General features: G+C 58.4%; 21 protein-coding genes. 8 read left to right on the plus strand and 13 right to left on the minus strand.

Going from position 1 to position 19320, the window contains the following annotated elements; all coding sequences use genetic code 11:
• Window positions 1-51: 51 nt before the first annotated feature.
• The 3 genes from ALFI_RS02925 to ALFI_RS02935 are packed head-to-tail and all read left to right on the plus strand — an operon-like array spanning window position 52 to window position 1706.
• Entirely contained in the window at window positions 52-510 is a 459-nt protein-coding gene (locus ALFI_RS02925) for a YqaA family protein (protein WP_009597736.1), read from the plus strand.
• Window positions 511-521: 11 nt separating this feature from the next.
• On the plus strand, window positions 522-974 hold the full coding sequence (locus ALFI_RS02930; RefSeq protein ID WP_014774698.1) for a GNAT family N-acetyltransferase: 453 nt from the start codon (window positions 522-524) through the stop codon (window positions 972-974).
• 6 nt (window positions 975-980) lie between these two features.
• Window positions 981-1706 carry a DUF5131 family protein gene (locus ALFI_RS02935; RefSeq protein WP_014774699.1) on the plus strand — a complete coding sequence of 242 codons (726 nt, stop codon included), beginning with the start codon at window positions 981-983 and terminating at the stop codon, window positions 1704-1706.
• 51 nt (window positions 1707-1757) lie between these two features.
• On the opposite strand, the gene ALFI_RS02940 is transcribed toward ALFI_RS02935, so the two are convergent.
• From ALFI_RS02940 to ALFI_RS02975, 9 genes are all read right to left on the minus strand, one after another.
• On the minus strand, window positions 1758-2282 hold the full coding sequence (locus tag ALFI_RS02940) for a ferritin (protein ID WP_014774700.1): 525 nt from the start codon (window positions 2280-2282) through the stop codon (window positions 1758-1760).
• A gap of 170 nt (window positions 2283-2452) precedes the next feature.
• On the minus strand, window positions 2453-3295 hold the full coding sequence (locus tag ALFI_RS02945; RefSeq protein ID WP_039940230.1) for a PepSY-like domain-containing protein: 843 nt from the start codon (window positions 3293-3295) through the stop codon (window positions 2453-2455).
• A 25-nt stretch (window positions 3296-3320) separates the two neighbouring features.
• On the minus strand, window positions 3321-3764 hold the full coding sequence (locus tag ALFI_RS02950; RefSeq protein WP_039940255.1) for a PepSY-like domain-containing protein: 444 nt from the start codon (window positions 3762-3764) through the stop codon (window positions 3321-3323).
• 110 nt (window positions 3765-3874) lie between these two features.
• On the minus strand, window positions 3875-5155 hold the full coding sequence (locus ALFI_RS02955; RefSeq protein ID WP_009597788.1) for a sensor histidine kinase: 1281 nt from the start codon (window positions 5153-5155) through the stop codon (window positions 3875-3877).
• On the minus strand, window positions 5152-5829 hold the full coding sequence (locus tag ALFI_RS02960; protein WP_009597895.1) for a response regulator transcription factor: 678 nt from the start codon (window positions 5827-5829) through the stop codon (window positions 5152-5154). Before ALFI_RS02960 ends, ALFI_RS02955 begins: the two co-directional genes overlap by 4 nt.
• Window positions 5830-6038: 209 nt before the next feature.
• Window positions 6039-7067, minus strand: coding sequence for a beta-ketoacyl-ACP synthase III (locus ALFI_RS02965; RefSeq protein WP_009597846.1), 1029 nt, complete (start codon window positions 7065-7067; stop codon window positions 6039-6041).
• Between the two features lie 25 nt (window positions 7068-7092).
• Window positions 7093-8040 (minus strand): phosphate acyltransferase PlsX, encoded by a 948-nt coding sequence (gene plsX / locus ALFI_RS02970; protein WP_014774704.1) that lies wholly within the window; start codon window positions 8038-8040, stop codon window positions 7093-7095.
• Between the two features lie 151 nt (window positions 8041-8191).
• Window positions 8192-8377, minus strand: a complete 186-nt coding sequence (gene rpmF / locus ALFI_RS16385) for a 50S ribosomal protein L32 (RefSeq protein ID WP_014774705.1) — start codon at window positions 8375-8377, stop codon at window positions 8192-8194.
• Between the two features lie 57 nt (window positions 8378-8434).
• Entirely contained in the window at window positions 8435-9019 is a 585-nt protein-coding gene (locus ALFI_RS02975) for a YceD family protein (protein WP_014774706.1), read from the minus strand.
• 174 nt (window positions 9020-9193) lie between these two features.
• On the opposite strand from ALFI_RS02975, the gene ALFI_RS02980 reads away from it, so the two are divergent.
• Window positions 9194-9604, plus strand: a complete 411-nt coding sequence (locus ALFI_RS02980; protein ID WP_042493182.1) for a hypothetical protein — start codon at window positions 9194-9196, stop codon at window positions 9602-9604.
• Window positions 9605-9670: 66 nt separating this feature from the next.
• On the opposite strand, the gene gap is transcribed toward ALFI_RS02980, so the two are convergent.
• The 4 genes from gap to ALFI_RS03000 all read right to left on the minus strand — a co-directional run bounded on the left by gap (window position 9671) and on the right by ALFI_RS03000 (window position 12720).
• Window positions 9671-10687: a type I glyceraldehyde-3-phosphate dehydrogenase gene (gap, locus tag ALFI_RS02985; protein WP_009597885.1), complete on the minus strand. Its 1017-nt coding sequence runs from the start codon at window positions 10685-10687 to the stop codon at window positions 9671-9673.
• Window positions 10688-10804: 117 nt separating this feature from the next.
• Entirely contained in the window at window positions 10805-11560 is a 756-nt protein-coding gene (locus ALFI_RS02990) for an ABC transporter ATP-binding protein (RefSeq protein ID WP_014774708.1), read from the minus strand.
• Window positions 11557-12300 (minus strand): MlaE family ABC transporter permease, encoded by a 744-nt coding sequence (locus ALFI_RS02995; protein WP_014774709.1) that lies wholly within the window; start codon window positions 12298-12300, stop codon window positions 11557-11559. The genes ALFI_RS02990 and ALFI_RS02995 overlap by 4 nt, the downstream gene beginning before the upstream one ends.
• Before the next feature lie 3 nt (window positions 12301-12303).
• Entirely contained in the window at window positions 12304-12720 is a 417-nt protein-coding gene (locus ALFI_RS03000; protein ID WP_014774710.1) for a DUF4834 family protein, read from the minus strand.
• A gap of 99 nt (window positions 12721-12819) precedes the next feature.
• Here ALFI_RS03000 and purB point away from each other — a divergent pair, with 99 nt between their 5' ends.
• The 4 genes from purB (at window position 12820) to ALFI_RS03020 (ending at window position 19211) form a co-directional block, all read left to right on the plus strand.
• Complete coding sequence (gene purB / locus ALFI_RS03005) at window positions 12820-14166, plus strand: adenylosuccinate lyase (protein WP_014774711.1); 1347 nt, start codon at window positions 12820-12822, stop codon at window positions 14164-14166.
• A 409-nt stretch (window positions 14167-14575) separates the two neighbouring features.
• Window positions 14576-16489 carry a hypothetical protein gene (locus tag ALFI_RS03010; protein WP_014774712.1) on the plus strand — a complete coding sequence of 638 codons (1914 nt, stop codon included), beginning with the start codon at window positions 14576-14578 and terminating at the stop codon, window positions 16487-16489.
• Between the two features lie 460 nt (window positions 16490-16949).
• Window positions 16950-18416, plus strand: a complete 1467-nt coding sequence (locus tag ALFI_RS03015) for an amino acid permease (protein ID WP_014774713.1) — start codon at window positions 16950-16952, stop codon at window positions 18414-18416.
• Window positions 18417-18653: 237 nt separating this feature from the next.
• Window positions 18654-19211, plus strand: coding sequence for an RNA polymerase sigma-70 factor (locus tag ALFI_RS03020; protein ID WP_009597746.1), 558 nt, complete (start codon window positions 18654-18656; stop codon window positions 19209-19211).
• The last annotated feature ends 109 nt before the right edge of the window (window positions 19212-19320 follow it).

A 19320-nucleotide genomic window follows, 5' to 3' on the forward strand; every position in this document is an offset into this window, starting at 1 on the left:
CTATCTTTGTCCCGCAGGCGGACTACTCTTGCACAAAACCGGACACGACACATGGAGACACTCACGCAATTTCTGATCGACTGGGGCTACTGGGGCCTTTTCTTCTCGGCGCTGATCGCCGGAAGCGTCGTGCCGTTCAGCTCCGAGGCCGTGATGCTCGTACTGGTGCACATGGGGCTGGACCCCGTGCTGTGCGTCGTCTCCGCGGCATCGGGCAATACACTGGGCGGCATGAGCTGTTACTGGATCGGCACGCTCGGCAAGAGCGAATGGATCACGCGGCTGGGCGTAAAGGAGAAACAGCTGGACAAGGCCCGCCGGTTTCTCGCAGGGCGCGGGGCGATGATGGCCTTCTTCTCGTTCCTGCCCACCATCGGCGAAGCCATCGCCATCGTCCTCGGCCTGATGCGCAGCAACGTCTGGCTCACGGGCGGCTCGATGCTCGCCGGCAAGACACTGCGTTATATCGTCGTGCTGGCGACTTTCCAAGGCGCCGCATCGCTTCTCTAAATCCTCAACGCATGGAATTCGAAATCGTAAAAACCGACACTCCGGACCGCAGCCTGCTGTTGCTGGCCGACGAATCGGAAGAGTCCGTGGCCGACTACGCCGGCCGCGGCACGACCTATGCCGCATGCCGGAGCGGGCAAATCCTCGGCCAGTACGTATTGCTGCATACGCGGCCCTTCACGGCCGAAGTGGTCAACATCGCCGTCGCGCCCGAATACCAGCGCCGCGGCATCGCCACGGCGTTATTGCAGCATGCCGTACGAACGGCCCGCGATGCGGGGTTCCGACTGCTCGAAATCGGCACGGGAGACATCGGCGCGGGACAGATCGCCCTGTACGAACGGTGCGGTTTCGTCCGCTGCGGCATCGACGAAGACTACTTCCGGAAGCACTACCCCGCTCCGATTTTCGAAAACGGCGTAGAGTGCCGCCACATGGTGCGCCTGCGCATGGAGCTGAGATAACGGATCATGTCGGTCGGATGGAACCCGTGGCACGGATGCCGCAAGATCAGCGAAGGCTGCCGCCACTGCTACGTATACCGGCAGGACGAACGGCACGACAAGGACAGCAGCGAGGTGCGTAAAACCTCGGCGTTCAACCTGCCCGTGCGCCGGAGCCGCGACGGACGGTTCAAGGTTCCTGCCGGAGAGATGGTCTACACCTGCTTCACGTCGGATTTTCTGGTCGAAGAGGCCGACGCATGGCGCGCCGAGGCGTGGGAGATGATCCGCACGCGCAGCGACCTGCGCTTCTTCTTCATCACCAAACGCATAGACCGCCTGATGCAGGTCCTGCCGCCCGACTGGGGCGACGGCTACGAGAATCTGATCGTGGGCTGCACAGTCGAGAATCAGGCGGCGGCCGACCGCCGGCTTCCGCTGTTGCTGGAAGCGCCCCTGCGCCACAAGCTGATCGTCTGCGCACCGCTGCTCGGACCGCTCGACATCGCGCAATACCTCACCTCCGAGATCGAGGAGGTCTCCGCGGGCGGCGAATCGGGCAACGATGCCCGTCCGTGCGACTTCGACTGGGTGCTTTCGATCCGCCGGCAGTGTCTCGATGCGGACATTCCCTTCTGCTACCACCAGACGGGCGCACGGCTCGTCAAAGACGGCCGGCTGTACCGCATCCGCCGCCGGTTCCAGCACGCGCAGGCCCGCAAGGCGGGAATAGACTACAAGGTAAAACGATAGCCGCCCCGGTTTCCCGGAGCGGCTTGCTCAATACTACGGCATGTGATGCGGTCAGGCGTTGTTCGCGGCCAGCGGCGAAGCCTGCTGGTATACGCGCGCGGCCAGCTCCTTGTCGAGCGTATAAAGCCCGAACTTGTTGCCTTCGACGGCCTCGCATGCGGTGATCATGTCGCGGGCCGACTCCTCCTCCTCGACCTGCTCGTCCACGAACCATACGAGCATGTTGGCCGAAGCGAAATCCTTGTCTTCGGCGGCGATCGACGCAAGGTTGTTGATCATCGAAGTCACCACCTTCTCATGCTCCAGCGTATCCTTGAACATGTCCAGCGGCGAAGTCCACTCGGTGCGCACTTCGGCGATCGGCTTCAGCTCGACTTTGGCGTCGCGCGAATTGATGTAGTTCATCAGGATGCGGGCGTGGTCCTGCTCCTCCTGAAACTGTACGAAGAACCAGTTGGCGACACCCTTCAGCCCCTTGGCCTCGGCGTCCATCGACATCGAAAGATAGAGATAGGCCGACCAAAGCTCGGCATTGATCTGCTCGTTCAGAGCGTCATGTAATTTCTTGCTTAACATAGCTGTATTGTTTTAAGTTTGTGTTATTCTTTCCTGATACAAATATACAATAGTTTTCGCCGATTTGTACGGAAATCCCATCACATTATTTTATAACACAATAGTCCCCGGTTATAACAAAAAAGACGGAACCTTCGCCGTGAAGATTCCGTCCCTGCCGGGGTATGCCGTCAGAAAATCGTGCCGTCGGCCTGAATGCGCAGTTCCGCTTCGCGGTCCGACTGCGGGTCCTCCAGTTCGAAGAGATACCACTGGCGTTCAGGGCTGTCGTAATGGTCTATGTCGTCGATCTCCCAGCCCGCGTACTGCGATGTCTGAAACGCCTGCATCACCGCTGCGGGGACCTCGCTCCTGCGCACTTCGGTTTTGGTCCGGAGCCAAGCGTCGCCGGCGCCGAAATAAACCTCGCGCGGCGTACGGCCGTCGATAATTTCGACTTCGAGTCCGCCTTTTTCACGCTCCGCATCGACGATGCGGGCGCCCGGATATTTCCGTCCGATAAAATCCTTCACAGCCTGCGGAAGCTCCTGCGGAAGCATATCCCCGTGGTCGCGGTCACCGTCCGCATCGGGCACGGCGCGCAGCAACACGCCGTCTTCCGAATAGACAAGCTCATACTCAGCGTCGCGCTGCTCGACTTCGAGCACATAGACCGTCTCCAATCCTTCGCGCGTCAGCTTATCCGCGTCGTCCACATGCCATGCGGCGTACTCGCCGCTTTCGAAAGCGGTGCGCACCGCCTGCGGCAGCAGGGCGTAAGGTACGTCCTCTTCGGTCATGTACCATTTGCCCGCGGCGTCGAACCACGCCTGCATGTCGGTTCCGCCTTCACGGAATTCGGCGACCAGATAGCCCTGCTTCCCCGCCCATTCGACATGTCCCGCACCGGGGAACATCCGTCCGAACGTATCCTGCACTGCGGCCGGAACCTTCACCGAATCGTCGTCGTCATCGCAGCCCGTCATCGCACCCAGCGACGCGAGGGCCAGCATCAACACTGCGAACTTTTTCATAATACCTCGCATAAAGGGCTGTCCACTAATTGTCGATATCGATCAGACGGAACTTGAGGTCGAACTTCAGGTCGAGTCCGTTGTCCAGCTCCACCTCGTAATCGCGGCGGTCGCGGTCGATGGCGACGATCTTGTTTTTGGGGTAATTCTTGGTCACATAATCGCGGATCTGCTGCGGAACGATTGCCGCCGGCACCTCGCCGTATTTGCATTCGACGTCCTTCCACTCGCCGTTCTTGGCGAATTCGACTTTGGCGCCGTTTACGAATACGACCTTGTAATCCTTGTCGAAAAGCTCCTCGTCCACCTTCGAGAAGGAGACTTCGACGCCTGCGAAGTGGGTTTTGATAAACTCCTGCGACACGGCCGGAAGTTCGCCGACGGCGATCGGACGGTCGTTGCCTGCGAAGGCGGGAGCGGAAGTTGCGAGCAGGGCTGCGCCTGCGAGAATCATCATGAGCTTTTTCATAATCGTTTTGCTATTTTGGTTCAACATTGCTTATCGTTTACAATGCAAAGTTGCGACCTAAAGTTGAAACGAATTTGAAATAAACGCCCCGATACGCTTTTTTTTGATTTTTATTTCGGAAAATGCACCGTGAAACAGTGGCACCTATTTATATACGCATATTCGGTCCGCAAACCGTAAAGACGGCACACGGCATCGACGATCGAAAGGCCCAGCCCCGTCGAACCCTCCTTTTTGGCCCCCTGATAAAAGCGTTCGAAGATATGGTCCGCATCGAGCGCACCGCCCGCACCGCTGTTGCAGACGCTCAGACGATCCCCGGAAACGGTCACCGTCACTTCGCCGCCCGCATCTCCGTGGACATAGGCGTTTTTCAGCAGGTTCGTGACCAAACTGGCCCCCAGCGACGAATTCATGCGGGCCGCAAGCCGGCCCTCTTCGCGCAGGGAGAGGCGCATGCCCCGCCCGGCGTAAATCTCAGACATATCTTCGGCCGTACGCCTGACCAGCGCATTGAAATCGACCTGCTCCGTTTCGGGGAACTGGCCGTTCTCGATCTTCGACAGCAACAACAGCGAACGGTTGAGCCGCACCAGATAATCGAGCGTCCGCTGCACCTTCATAATCTCGCCCAACTGCTCCTCGCTCAACGCCGAGCCGTCGCCTACGAGCATCTCCAGCCGGTTGCGGCAAACCGCCAGCGGCGTCTGCATTTCGTGCGACGCATTGCCGATGAACTGCTTCTGGCGGTCGAACAGCACTTCGGCCCGCTCGGCATTGCGGATCGCCGCCTCGTTCAGCCGCCGGAATTCGGCGATCTTCGTATCGTTGGCCAGCGGAGCGTTCTTTCCGCCTACCCTGTAGCCGTCGAGCCACCTCAGCAGGGCATACAGGGGCCGCAGGGTGCGGTGGAGCACCAGTATGTTGATCAGCAGAATGGTCAGCAGCAGGAAAAGATACAGATAGACGATCCACCAGAGAATCGCCTCCTGCAAATCGTCCTTCTCGATGGTCGGCGTCATCACGGTAAGCTCCTTATAGCTTCCCTCCCGGTCGCGGAAGATCATCCGCAGCACGCGCGCCGGCTCCTCCTCGTCCTTCTCCGGAATGAAAATCTCCTCGTCGCTGTAAACCATATGGGGCCGTGCGGCGGCGTATTCAGCCGAGACGTCGTGCAGGAAATAGCCGTTGTTGCTGCCCGAAAACGCCGCAGGAAGCTCACGGCCCGCAAGATTGCGTTTCACAAGCACCTCGGCATAGTTTTCGAGCGAATCGTCGACTTCGTCGTTGATCTCGTCGATCATCGTGAAATAGAAAAGCACCGCCCACGCCGCCAGCAGCAGCGAGAGCGCCCAAGACATATGGAGCAGGATACGGTAAACGAGTTTCATGGCGTAACGAGTTTATAGCCGAAGCCGTAAACGGCGCGGATTTCGATGTCCGCTTGCGCGTCGTGCAGCCGGCGGCGCAGGTTTTTCATCTGGGCGTAGACGAAATCGAAATTGTCGGCTTGGTCGATGTGGTCGCCCCACACGGCTTCGGCCAGCGTCGTCTTGTCGATCATATGGTTCGGGCGGCTCATGAAATAATAGAGTATATCGTACTCCTTGCGCAGCAGTTCGACCTCCCGGCCCGCGATTTCCACCCGGCGGCTGTCGGGAAACAGCCGCACGTTTCCGGCATCGAGACTCTCCTGACCGCCGCGCTGGTGGCGGCGCACGACGCTCCGGATACGGGCGCTCAGTTCCGCGAGGTGGAAGGGTTTGGGCAGGTAGTCGTCGGCCCCCAGTTCGAGGCCCTCGATCTTGTCGTCGAGCGAGTCGCGGGCCGAAATGATGATGATTCCCGCCTGCCTGCGCTGCCGCTTCAGCTCTTCGAGCAGTTGCAGGCCGCTCCCGTCGGGCAGCATGATGTCCAGCAGGATGCAGTCGTAATCGTATCCGGCGATCTTGTCGAGCGCCGACGCATAATCGGCGGCCTGCTCGACCACATACTGTTCCCGGCGCAGGGTCTGCACCATGATCTCCCGCAGGGAGGGTTCGTCTTCGACAATCAGAATTTTCATAACCGCATTTTTTCCGGATGCAAAACTAATGCGCGAATCCGAAAAGAAACTGAAACCGCACATGTTCCGCGAAAGCCAAATATACGAAAATTCCCGGTTCCCCGAAACGCAAGGCGCCCCGGAATATGCAGAAAAGAGACGGAAACCATCACTGGTTTCCGTCTCTCTGTAGTCTATTTCTTCGGCGGGCATCCGCCCGCACCGGAAAACTATTTCTCCGAAGAATCGATCTGGCAGGCTTTCGAACCGTCGTAAGCCCACTTCACATAGATCGCGCCCCACGTATAACCGCCGCCGAAAGCCGACAGAATCAGGTTGTCGCCCTTGCGCAGCTCTTTCTCGTAATCGTAAAGACACGAAGGAATCGTCGCGGCGGTCGTGTTGCCGTTGCGGTCGATGTTGATCATGCACTTCTCATGTTCGAGTCCCATGCGGCGCGCCGTGGCGTCGATGATGCGCAGGTTGGCCTGATGGGGCACCAGATAACGCACATCCGCAGAGGTAAGTCCGTTGCGCTCCATGATCTCGACCGACACGTCGGCCATCTTCGAAACGGCGGCCTTGAACACGGCGTGTCCGTCCCACATGATCGTATGCCAATTGTTCTGCACGGTCTCGACCGAAGCCGGATAGCGCGAACCGCCCGCCTTCATGTAGAGCTGCAGCTCGCCCGAACCGTCCGAACGGAGAATCTCGTCCAGAACGCCGTATCCCTCTTCATTGGGTTCCAGCAGTACGGCGGCGGCGCCGTCGCCGAAGATCGGACAGGTGGAACGGTCGGTGTAGTCCACGATCGACGACATCTTGTCGGCGCCGACGACCACGACCTTCTTGCACGAACCCGACTCGATGAATTTCGCACCCGTCGTAAGGGCGAAAAGGAAGCCGCTGCACGCCGCCGAAACGTCGTATGCAAAGGCGTTCTTGCATCCCGCCTGATCGGCGATCAGGTTGCCCGTCGAGGGGAAAAACATATCGGGAGTCACCGTAGCGCAAATCACCAGATCGATCTCCATCGGGTCCACCCCCGCTTTGTCTAGAAGGTTGATGACCGCGCGGGCGCCCATGTAGGAGGAACCTACGCCCTCACCCTTGAGGATATGGCGCGTCTTGACGCCGATATGCGACATGATCCATTCGTCGGACGTATCGACCATGGTGCTCAACTCTTCATTCGTAAGGATGTAATCCGGCAGATACTCACCTACACCCGTTATCGCTGCTGTTATTTTACCCATTAACTTTCTCTCCTAAATTGTGTGATTAATTTTTGAAAGCATGCTGCAGTTTGACGGTAAGGTCCGCCTTGATGCACTGCTCCGTCGAAAGGATCATGCTTTTGATCGCGCGGGCCGACGAGATGCCGTGGCCGATGATTACGGGCGCATTGACGCCGAGCACGGGCGTACCGCCCACGTTTTCGTAATTCATCGCGTCCCAGAACGCATTGCCGCCGCCCAGCTTCTTGTTGATGCGGTAAAGCCCCTCGGCCATCTTCAGCACCGTATTGCCCACGAAACCGTCGCAGACGATCACGTCGGCGACTTGGCCCGTAAAGATGTACGAACCTTCGACATTGCCCACGAAATTGATGCGTCCGTCCTCCTTCAGCAGTTCGTAGGTCGCCTTGGTCTGGGCGTTGCCCTTGGTCTCCTCCTCGCCGATGTTGAGTACGGCGACGCGGGGTTTCCCGATTCCGAGCACGGCTTCGGCGTAGATCGAACCTATCAGTCCGTACTGCGCCAGCACTTCGGGCTTGCAGTCCACGTTCAGCCCCACGTCCAGCAGAAGCGCGGGACGCCCCGCAATCGTGGGAACGATGGACGAGATCGCGGGACGGATGACCCCTTCGATCGGTTTTACCGCATACATCGAGCCGACCATCATGGCGCCCGTACTGCCGGCGCTGGCAAAACCGTCGATGGCGCCTTTGGCCAGATAGCCGAAACCTACCGTAATGCTCGAATCGGCCTTGGCCTGAAAGGCCTTGGCGGGATGGTCTCCCATCTCGATGACCTCCGTGGTCGCAACGATGTCGAAGCGCTCCGCGGAGCAGCCCTCGGCTTCGAGTACGGCTTTGATTTTCGCTTCGTCGCCGAACAATACGATGCGGCTGTCCGGCCCGATCGCTTCAAGTGCCAATACGGCGCCCTGAACCGCCGCCTCAGGAGCGAAATCGCCGCCCATGGCATCTACACCAATCTTTAACATAATCGTGCGATTTGGTTTAACTTCATATCCCGCTCTGTACCCGTCGGCAGGCCCGCATCACGGACCGTCCGGCCGTACGCGGCGAAGACAGGGAGCTTCTGTAAACTAAAAAGAGAGCAGCCTCGCGGATGCACTCTTCTTGCCGTCTGATTTATTCAGCAGCTTTTTTCTCGATCGCCAGCTTTCCGCGATAGAAACCGCACTCAGGGCATACACGGTGGTACAGCGTGGCTGCGCCGCAGTTCGAGCAGGTAACTACCGTCGGAACGACAGCCTTGTAGTGGGTTCTTCTCTTATCGCGTCGCGTCGACGAGACTTTGTGTTTAGGATGTGCCATTTTACAATATAAATTATAAGTTTAACGTATTATCGATTCTCCTTATTGCCGCCGGCGCTATTTTTCCGGCGTTCGGTCCTCTTCCTGCGGCTCTTGGGCCTCCATCCGCTCCTTGAGCGCGGCCAGCTTGGCCCATTCGCCGCCGTCGTGCTCCTGCGCTCCGGCCCGCGCCTCGACGGCCGCGAGTTCCGAGTCGGATACGATGCGGAAGCGTTCGAGCATCTCCGGATTGCACTCCCCTTCGGGATGCACCCGCTGGTAAGGCAGCGACAGCACGATGCTCTCGTAAATGTACTGCTTCAGGTCGATTTCGTCTTCCATGGGCAGCAACCACATCACCTCGCCGTCGTATTCGTGCACCTCGTCGGAGAACTTCACCAGCAGCCGTCCCTGATAATGCACGGGAATCCGGCACTCTTCCAGACAGCGGTCGCACTCCACGACGACGCTTCCGTCCACCGTAACGTCGAGCGTAAGCATCGCTTCGCCGCGCTCCAAGGCGACCGTCACTTCGCATGCTCCGTCCTTGATCTCCGGACTTTCGAACTCCTCGAACAGCGAGCCGTCGACCTCGAAACGAAAGTCATGCAAACCGGGTTTCAGCCCTTTGTAAGCAATCGTATACCTTTTAGTTACCCCCATACGAGCGCATTTAGGGCACAAAGTTACGAAAAAATAAGACATTTGCAAAGAAATCGCTCAGTTTTAGCACCCCGCGCTCCAGACGCCCGTCCGGCAAACCGTCTGCGGCGGGGCGGAGCGATTTTCCCGGCACGAAATTCGCCGAAGAGCGAAAAATCGCTATATTTGCACCGTATGGCAGCAACTGAAGGATTCTCGATCGAAATATCAAGCCGTTACGACGGCTGGTGGCGTTACAACGCAGCGCTGATGTGCGGCTGCTTCGACGCCGGCGACGAACGCATCGGATTCGCCTCGGCCGAATCGCACGTCGCGGACGTCGGCGCGAACCTGACGGCAAAACCCGCGGACATGACGGGCGACCGCAGCCTGCGGCTCGAAACCGCTGCGTGCGACCACCTGCTGCTCTATATTTATATTGTACCCCACACGCTGCCCGCAGGCAACGACATCGCCGACACGCAGCCGTTCGAAATCACCCTCCGCATCGCATACGGCGGCAAAGTGCTCCGCAGCGAAAAACGCCTTATCAACCAGTGGTCGGGCGCATCGGTCGAGATGCGGGTGGATCGTCAGGACAAATAACAATAAACGACAAAAAAAGAGGGATCCGGTTTCCCGAATCCCTCCGCTTTATGCGTCGGCTTACGACTATTTGTTGTTGTAAGCGGCCATCTTTTGGATCAGCATGACTACCTTGTTCGAGTAGCCCCACTCGTTGTCGTACCAAGCCACGAGCTTCACGAAGTTCGGGTTCAGCGCGATACCGGCCTTAGCGTCGAAGATCGAAGTGTTGGCGTCGCCCGTGAAGTCGGTCGAAACCACGTCGTCCTCGGTGTACTCGATGATGCCTTTGAACTCGTTCTCCGAAGCCTTCTTCATGGCAGCCTTGATCTCGTCGTACGAAGCGCCCTTCTCCAGACGGCAGGTCAGGTCTACGACCGAAACGTCGAGCGTCGGAACGCGGAATGCCATACCGGTCAGTTTGCCGTTCAGGGCGGGGATCACCTTGCCTACGGCCTTTGCAGCGCCGGTCGACGAGGGGATGATGTTGCCGCCGGCAGCACGGCCGCCGCGCCAGTCTTTCATCGAGGGACCGTCTACGGTCTTCTGCGTTGCGGTGGTAGCGTGTACGGTGGTCATGAGACCCTCGACGATACCGAAGTTGTCGTTGATGACCTTAGCCAGCGGAGCGAGGCAGTTCGTGGTGCACGATGCGTTCGAAACGATCTGCTGACCTGCGTAAGTATCGGTGTTCACGCCGCATACGAACATCGGGGTGTCGTCCTTCGAGGGAGCCGACATAACGACGTATTTGGCACCGGCTGCGATGTGGGCCTCAGCCTTCTCCTTGGTGAGGAACAGACCGGTAGACTCGACGATGTACTCGGCGCCTACTTCGTTCCACTTCAGGTTTGCGGGATCCTTCTCGGCGGTTACGCGGATGACGTTGCCGTTGACGATGAGCTGGCCCTTCTCCACGTTGTAGTCGATCGTACCGTTGAAACGGCCGTGTACCGAGTCGTACTTGAGCATGTAAGCCATGTAGTCTACCGGAACGAGGTCGTTGATACCTACCACCTCAATGTCTGCATTGTTGCACGCAGCACGGAATACCAGACGGCCGATACGACCGAAACCGTTGATACCTACTTTGATCTTTGACATAATGTTATGATTTATTTGTTAATAAAAAATGCGTTATTTTTTCACTGCACAAAAGTACATACTTTATGTATATTACGCAAGTAAAAAATTAAATTTTTTTAGTAATCCGATTCCTGCCTACTTCGCCGCCCTCTTGGCCCGTTTGGCCATCGCCGAAGCGAAGACGAAGTCGTTGAGTTCGGGGTTGTCGGCGTGCAGGATATCGTCTTTGGTGCCCTCCCACCATTTGCGACCTTCGTGTATGTATACAATTTTCTCGCCGATTTCCATCACCGAGTTCATATCGTGCGTATTGATGATGGTGGTGATATTGTATTCGCACGTGATTTCGTGAATCAGGTTGTCGATGACGATCGAAGTCTGCGGGTCGAGTCCCGAATTGGGTTCGTCGCAGAAGAGGTAGCGCGGATTGAGCACGATGGCGCGGGCGATGGCCACGCGCTTGATCATGCCACCCGACAGTTCGGCCGGATAGAGGTGGTTGGCCTCTTCCAGCCGCACCCGCTGAAGGCAGAAACTCACACGCTCCATCTTCTCCTTCTCGCTCTGCGAGGTGAAGAGGTCCAGCGGCAGTTTGACGTTCTCCTCGACGGTCGAGGAGTCCAGCAGCGCCCCGCCCTGAAAGATCATGCCGATATCCTTGCGGATGGCGCGCCGCTGCTTGAAATCCAGCTGCGTGAAGTTGGTGTCGTCGTACCAGACGTCGCCCGAATCGGGTTCATGGAGTCCCACCAGCGTCTTCAGCAGCACGGTCTTGCCCGAACCGCTGCGGCCGATGATCAGGTTGGTCCGTCCGGTCTCGAATTCGATCGAAATATCGTCGAGCACCACGCGACCGTCGAACGATTTGGTGATATGTTCGGCGCGTATCATATGAGCAGGACTTGCGTCAGTATAAGGTTAAAGATCATGATCACTACGGAGCTGACCACCACGGCGCGCGTCGAGGCGGCGCCCACTTCGAGCGAATTGCCCTTGGCGTAATAGCCGTAGAAGGCCGAAATCGAGGTGATGATATAGGCGAAGACGGCGGTCTTGATCAGCGAATAGACGATCGAATAGGGCTTGAAATCCATCAGCAGGCCGTCGATGTAGTCGGCCGGGATCATGATGCCGGTCAGGTAGGCGATCGCCCAGCCGCCCATAATGCCGATCGCGATGCTCAGGATGGTCAGAAACGGGAAGAAAACCACCGCGGCGACGATCTTCGGCAGGATCAGGTACGACGCGGAGTTGACGCCCATGATCTCCAGCGCGTCGATCTGTTCGGTGATGCGCATGGTGCCGATCTCCGAGGCGATGCTCGACCCGACCTTGCCGGCCAGAATCAGCGCCACGACCGTCGATGAAAATTCGAGGATCATCGTCTCGCGCGTGGCGTAGCCCACCAGCGAGCGGGGGATGAAGGGCGAATCGAGGTTGATGCACATCTGCAGGGTGATGACCGCGCCGATGAATACCGAGATGATCGCGGTCAGGCCGATCGAGTCGATGCCCAGCGACTCCATTTCGTAAACGATGCGGCGGCGGTAGATGGCGGCCTTCTCCGGACGGGAAAAGACTTTCCCCATCAGGATGAAATAGCGGCCTATCAGCTCGAATATCTTCAGCATACGCTACTCTTGTTTCGGCTCTTTCGTCTCTTCGAACTCGACGTAGTCGCCGACGTCTTTCGACACCCGTTTTTCGGGCGCCCCGGAGGTTTTGCGCACCTTCACTTCGCCTTCGCGGCCCTTGCGGGACTCGCCGGCAAAGGGCGAGCCGAAACCCTGTCCGCCGAAATTGCGCGGATCGAAGCCTTCGCCGAACTGCTCCTCCATCTGGCGGCGGACCTTGTTCATCCGCCAGCGGAACACCAGTATCAGCGCCACGGCCAATATCAGAATACTCATAACGACATACAGAAAAAACAGTGCGACGCCCTTCAGCAGCGCCGGAGCGGCGATGGCGAGGATGAGAATGACCAAAACCGTCAGCGGATTGCGCTGCACGAATCCCACCAGAGCGTTTATGATTGCGGTCAGAAAATTCATTGCAATTTAAAGTTTACAACCTTACAAAGGTAGGGAAAAATATGCGGATTTCAATTAATTGTCGTAAATTTGGTGCCGGAAAACAAATCACAACACAATATGCTCAACAAACTTACAGCCATTTCGCCCGTAGACGGCCGCTACCGTAATACAACGGAAACGCTCGCCGATTATTTTTCGGAACAGGCCCTCATCCGCTACCGCATCCGCGTCGAAGTGGAATACTTCATCGCGCTCTGCGAGATTCCCCTGCCCCAGCTGGCCGGCATCGATCGTACCAAATTCGCCGCCCTGCGCGCCCTATACCTCGATTTCTCGCCCGCCGACGCCGAGCGCGTCAAGCAGATCGAGTCGGTCACCAACCACGACGTCAAAGCCATCGAGTACATCATCAAGGAAAAAATGGACACGCTCGGACTGGAAGCCTACAAGGAATTCGTTCACTTCGGGCTTACCTCGCAGGACATCAACAACACGGCCATTCCGCTCTCGCTGAAGGAGGCGATGGCGGGTTTCTACTACCCCGCCGTCGAAGAGGTGCGCGACAAACTGGCGGCTTTTGCCGACGAGTGGCATGACGTGCCGATGCTGGCGCGCACGCACGGCCAGCCCGCATCTCCCACGACGCTGGGCAAGGAGTTCATGGTTTTCGTCGAGCGCATCGAGAAGCAGCTGGCCATGCTGCACGACATCGCCGTTCCGGCCAAGTTCGGCGGCGCGACCGGCAACTTCAACGCACACCGTGCGGCCTATCCGCAGTACGACTGGGTGGCTTTCGCCAACAGGTTCGTCGGCGAGACGCTGGGGCTCTGCCGCTCGCAGTACACCACGCAGATCGAACATTACGACAACTTGGCCGCGATCTTCGACAACATGAAGCGCATCGACACCATCCTCATCGACCTCTGCCGCGACATGTGGACCTATATTTCGATGGAGTACTTCAAACAGCAGATCAAGGCCGGCGAGGTCGGATCGAGCGCCATGCCGCACAAAGTCAATCCGATCGACTTCGAGAACGCCGAGGGCAACTTCGGCATCGCCAACGCCCTTTTCGAACACCTCTCGTCGAAGCTCCCCGTCTCGCGCCTCCAGCGCGACCTCACCGACTCGACCGTGCTGCGCAACATCGGCGTTCCGGTGGCCCACGCCGCCATTGCGCTGCGATCGCTGATGAAGGGACTCAACAAGGTGATCCTCAACCGCGAAGCGCTCGACCGCGATCTGGAAAACAACTGGGCCGTGGTGGCCGAAGGCATCCAGACCATTCTGCGCCGCGAGGGCTACCCCAAGCCCTACGAGGCGCTCAAGGCCCTGACCCGCACCAACGCCCACATCACCCACGAGTCGATCGCCGCATTCATCGAGACGCTCGACGTGGCCGAAACGGTCAAGGAGGAGCTGCGCGCACTCGCCCCCTCGACCTACACGGGCGTATTCCGCTAAGACGGAAGGATACTCCATACGGCAGACAAGTCCCGGTCGTGGGGACCGGGACTTGTTTTTGGCACGGGCTTTGCGATTCAGACAATCAACTGCGGAACAGCAACCGCAGTGAGGTTTCTTCATTTATTTAAGTTTGGGTTAGTAGTTTTAGGAGGGCAATCCTCCGCAGGCAGCAGGCAATCGTGAGATTCCCTGCTGTTTTGTCATATATTGCGCCCGGTTCCGCTCCGACCCGTTCATTTTGCCGTTTTATCCGGCCCTGCGGCGACTTAAGCGGAAAAATATTTGGATTTATTTGCAGGAAACCTTACTTTTAGCCCGTCACTTGCCGCAGAACGGATCTTCCCGCAGGTCCCGACTGCACCCGAACAAAAACTGTTATTAATCACTAATCCCAAAAATCACATCTATGATTAAATCGATTCTTTCGTGGAGCACTGCGCTGCTGGTGCTATGCTCCGGTCTTCTGGCCTCGTGCGACGACAAAGACGAGGGGGGGGGAAATCCTCCTGCTCCGGCCGTCACGCTGGCTGTCGGTGACGCCGCCTCCAACACGCTGAAATTCACGCTCACCCTGAGCGACGCGGACAAATGCACCTATGTCTGCACCAAATCCTCCGAAGCCGTTCCCTCGGCCGAGAAAATTCTCGCCGACGGCAAATCCGTAACCGCATCGGGTCTCATCACGATCGGCGACCTCGAACCCAGCACCACTTACCGCCTTTCGGCAGTCGCCTCCAACGGCAAGGTCAACGGCAAGGTCGAAACCATCGAACACACCACCTCCGCCCCCGACGTACACCCGGCCGTCGTTCTGACGCCCGGCACGCCCACTTCGACGACCCTTTCGTTCACCGCGGCCCTGACCGACCCCGAAACGGCCGCATACGTCTGTCTCGAAAAGACCGAAGGGACGACCGTTCCCACGGCCGAAGAGATTCTCCGCGACGGCACCGCCATCGCCCAGACGGGTGAGCTCCTCGTCGAGAACCTGAAACCCGCCACCGTCTACCTCATCGCGGCGGCAGTCGCCAACACCGGCGTCTATTCGGAGGTCGAAACCCTCGAAATGGAGACCGTCGCCCGGACGCCCGTCGTCACGGTCATCGCAGGCACTCCGACCGAAACGACCCTCTCGTTCCATTTCAAACTGACCGATGCGGAGAAAGCCGCATACGTCTGCATCGAGGAAACCGACAACCCGACGATTCCTTCGGCCGAGGAGATTCTCCGCGACGGCACCGACCTGCCCGTATCGGCAGATGCAGCGGAGATCCGGGAGCTGAAACCCGGCACGACCTATATCGTCGCCGTCGCCGCGTCGAATAAAACAGTATACTCCGACGTCAAGACGGTCGAGATGACCACCGACCAAGCCGTCGAAGGCCCGATCGTGTTCGACCGGCAGGCTGCAGGCGGATACTATCCCACCGAGAGCAGCTACATCGGTGAATTCCTCTTGGTGCTCGCCGACGGCGAAACCACCGAATCCGGGGGCGTCTACGCCACCACCGGCGCAGGCCGTGCCATGAGCATCGACCTCTACCAGATGGCGGTAAGCAATCCCAATACGACGATCACCCTGCCGGCCCGCGACTACAGGTACGCCACCAACAAGGGCCTGACGACGTTCGACCCCGTGAAAACCTACTGTATGGTCAACGACGGCAAAGGCAATATCACCCGAACCGACTTCAAGGCAGGTACGATCTCCGTCAAGAAGGCCGGCTCGACCTATACGATCACCGCGACGCTGACCACGACCGACGACGAGGAGTTCACGACCAGCTACGAGGGTCCGCTGACGATCGAAAACAAGACCTCCACCGAAATCCCCGATCTCCCCACTCTCGACAAGGACGTAACGAATCTCTCCTTCATCCGCGCGCTGGGCAAATATTACAGCGATTCCGACACGGCAGACCAATGTATCGTAAATCTTTACGACGTCGAGCCGACAATCTCCTACGGTTCCGATTACCTCGGACAGGCAGGACATCTGGTATCGCTCGATCTCTCGACCGCCGTTTCGACGGAAATGCAGTTGCAGGAGGGAACCTACAACGTCTCCGCATCGGGCACGCCGGGTTCTTACGAAGCCGGCCGCCAAACGGAGTTCATGGATACGAAACTCCCCGTAGGCACCTACTGCGAAGAGCGTAACGACAATTTCCAGTCGTTCTACGGATTCGTCGCGTCCGGTACCGTAACGATCACCAAATCGGGCAGCGGTTACCGCTTCGTACTCGACTTCACCACCGACAAGGGGCACAAGGTCAGCGGCACCTACGAAGGCAACGTGGAGATGACCGACAAACGATGATGATAAGGCCCGGCATTCGGGCCATGCCGAAAACGGAAACGGGCAGGATGTCTTCGCGGGCATCCTGCCCCTCGTTTGTGCCCGTCCCGTTCGCAGGTCTGTCAGTTTGCAGCCCGGCCAATTCATGTCCCGGCCCGCAGGCGTCACACGACCCGCCCCCGCGAACCGCATAGGCGCCCTTCCGGCACGGCGGTCCGGCACGGGTTTTGCAATATACCCTGTCAACTGCGGCACAGCAACCGCAGTGAGGTTTCTTCATTTATTTAAGTTTGGGTTAGTAGTTTCAGGAGGGCAATCCTCCGGAAGGCAGCAGGCAATCGTGAGATTCCCTGCTGTTTTTGTGTGTTTTCGCCTGCAAAACGCCCGCACGAATCACGCACCCGTCCGAAACGACATTCCGCCCGTCTGGTTACGGCACGGAAACTGATTGGCCGTCAGGTGTAAACCACAATTCCACATTATGGCAAAAAACAGAAACATCACAACAACGCAGCTCGCGCTGATGACCGCGGCGGCTGTCATCAGTCTGCGCGGGCTTCCGATGATGGCGCAGGAGGAACTTACCATGTTCTTCTACATCTTCTTCGCCACCTTCCTGTTCCTGATCCCGGCGGCGCTGGTAGGCGCCGAGCTGGGCAGCGCCTTCGCCTCGAAAGGCGGCGGCGTCTACACATGGGTCAAAGAGGCCTTCAACAAACACATGGGCTTCACGGCCATCTTCCTGCAATGGATACAGAACGTCGTCTGGTATCCCACCGTACTCGGCTTCGCCGCGGCGTCGATCGCCTACATGATCGGCATGCCCGACCTCGCCCAGAACGGACTTTTCGTCGGGCTGTTTTCGATCGCCATGTACTGGTGCGCCACGCTTGTCACCCTGCGCGGCACCTCGGCCATATCGGGCATCACGAGCAAGGGATTCCTCATCGGCACGGTGTTACCCGGCATCGTCGTGATCGTCATGGCGGTCGTCTGGATGATCGGCGGCAACTCCGTCGCGCTGGAGCATATTCCGGACACCGTCAGTCAGGTCGTCAATATCGACGCCGCGCACCACGTCCATCCGCGGCTGTTCCCCCACATTACGGGCATGAGCGACATCGCCTTCCTCGCGGGCATCCTGCTGCTGTTCGCCGGCGTCGAGGTGCACGCCGTGCACGCCCCCGAACTCAAAAAGCCGCAGACGCAGTTTCCGCGCGCCATGTTTCTCGCGGCGCTCATCTCGTTCGGGCTTTTCACGCTGGGCGCGCTGGCCGTGGCGATCATCACGCCCTATGACCAGATCAACCTCCAGTCGGGACTGTTCACCACGTTCCAGATCGTCTTCGAACACTACCATGTGGGCTGGCTCACGAACGTCATGGGACTGCTCGTAGCGTTCGGCGCACTGGCCGGAGTCATGTCGTGGATTTCAGGCCCCAGCCGCGGCCTGCTATGGACGGCGCAGGAGGGCGTGCTGCCCTGCTTCCTGCAGAAGACCAACAAGAACGGCGTGCAGATCAACATTCTCATCATCCAAGGCTGCATCGTCACCCTGCTGTCGTCGCTCTATATCGTCATGAACGACGTGAGCGTGGCGTTCTTCCTGCTGAGCGCCCTGACCGTGGGTCTCTATCTGCTGATGTATATGATGATGTACGCCGCGGGCATCCGCCTGCGCTACACGCAGCCCGACCTGATACGCAGCTACCGCATACCGGGCGGCAATGCGGGCATGTGGCTGGTCGGCGGCATCGGATTCCTCGCGGTGCTCTTCTCGTTCATCGTCACCTTCTTCCCGCCCTCGCAGCTGCCCGTCGGCAGTCCCGCCATGTATACGTGGCTGGTAGTCGTCGGCACGGCGGTCTTCCTCTCCATCCCGTTCGTCATCAGTTTCGTCATGGACCGCAGGGCCGCCGGCGCCGCGAACAAGCCCTCCGGCCGATAACCGCAGCGGAACCGCCGGAACCGGCACGTCTGTCGAAAATCCACCTTACGCTTCTTCTCCCGTCCCGCCGAATATGCCGCGGACGGGAGAAGAAGCTATTTGCATGCCGCAGAAGGCGGTCGGACACCGTGCGGACCGCAACGAAGCCCCCGCAAAGGTAGTTTTTCACCGGCTCGGCACATTCTTCCGGAATATAATATTTTTTTATTCCGTTTTTTTTTAATTTTGTGTGAGACTATGACTCCGGAAAAAGAAAAAGAACTGCTGACCGCTCTGTCCAAAGGGAACCAATCCGCATTCGATTCCCTCTACCTGTTTTATGCTCCCAAGGTCAGGGAATTCGTGTTCCGGCTGCTTAAAAACCCCGGCGAAGCGGAAGACGTCACGCAAAACATCTTCCTGCGCGTCTGGGAGAAGCGCCGCGAACTGGGCGGCACACGCTCGCTGCGGAGCTACCTCTACACGATGGCCCGCAACGCCGTATTCGACATCTTTTCCCACTCGATCGTAGAAGACAAATACATGCAGGAGCATATCAACTCGGCCGCCGAGCGGCGCGACGCTCCGCTCAGCGAGAAAATCGAGACCGAGGAGCTGGCGCTGCTCATCGCCGTCGCCGTGGACCGCATGCCCGAACAGCGCCGCCGGGTTTTCAGCCTGAGCCGTTACGAAGAGCTTTCCAACAAGGAGATCGCCGAGCGGCTCAACCTCAGCGTCAAAACCGTCGAACGCCACATGACCGCCGCCCTGAGCCAGCTCCGCCGGCTGCTGACGCTCCTCGCCCTCTTCGTCTGAAAACGCGCCCCGAAAACGCCCGTCCGAAGGCGCCTTCCGAAAAAATACGAAAAAAATCGCTGCCGGGTGGGGGTTGCGCCCCGCCATGCCGTCTTATTTATAAAAGCAT

The sequence above is a fragment of the Alistipes finegoldii DSM 17242 genome (genome assembly GCF_000265365.1).
Taxonomy (GTDB): domain Bacteria; phylum Bacteroidota; class Bacteroidia; order Bacteroidales; family Rikenellaceae; genus Alistipes; species Alistipes finegoldii.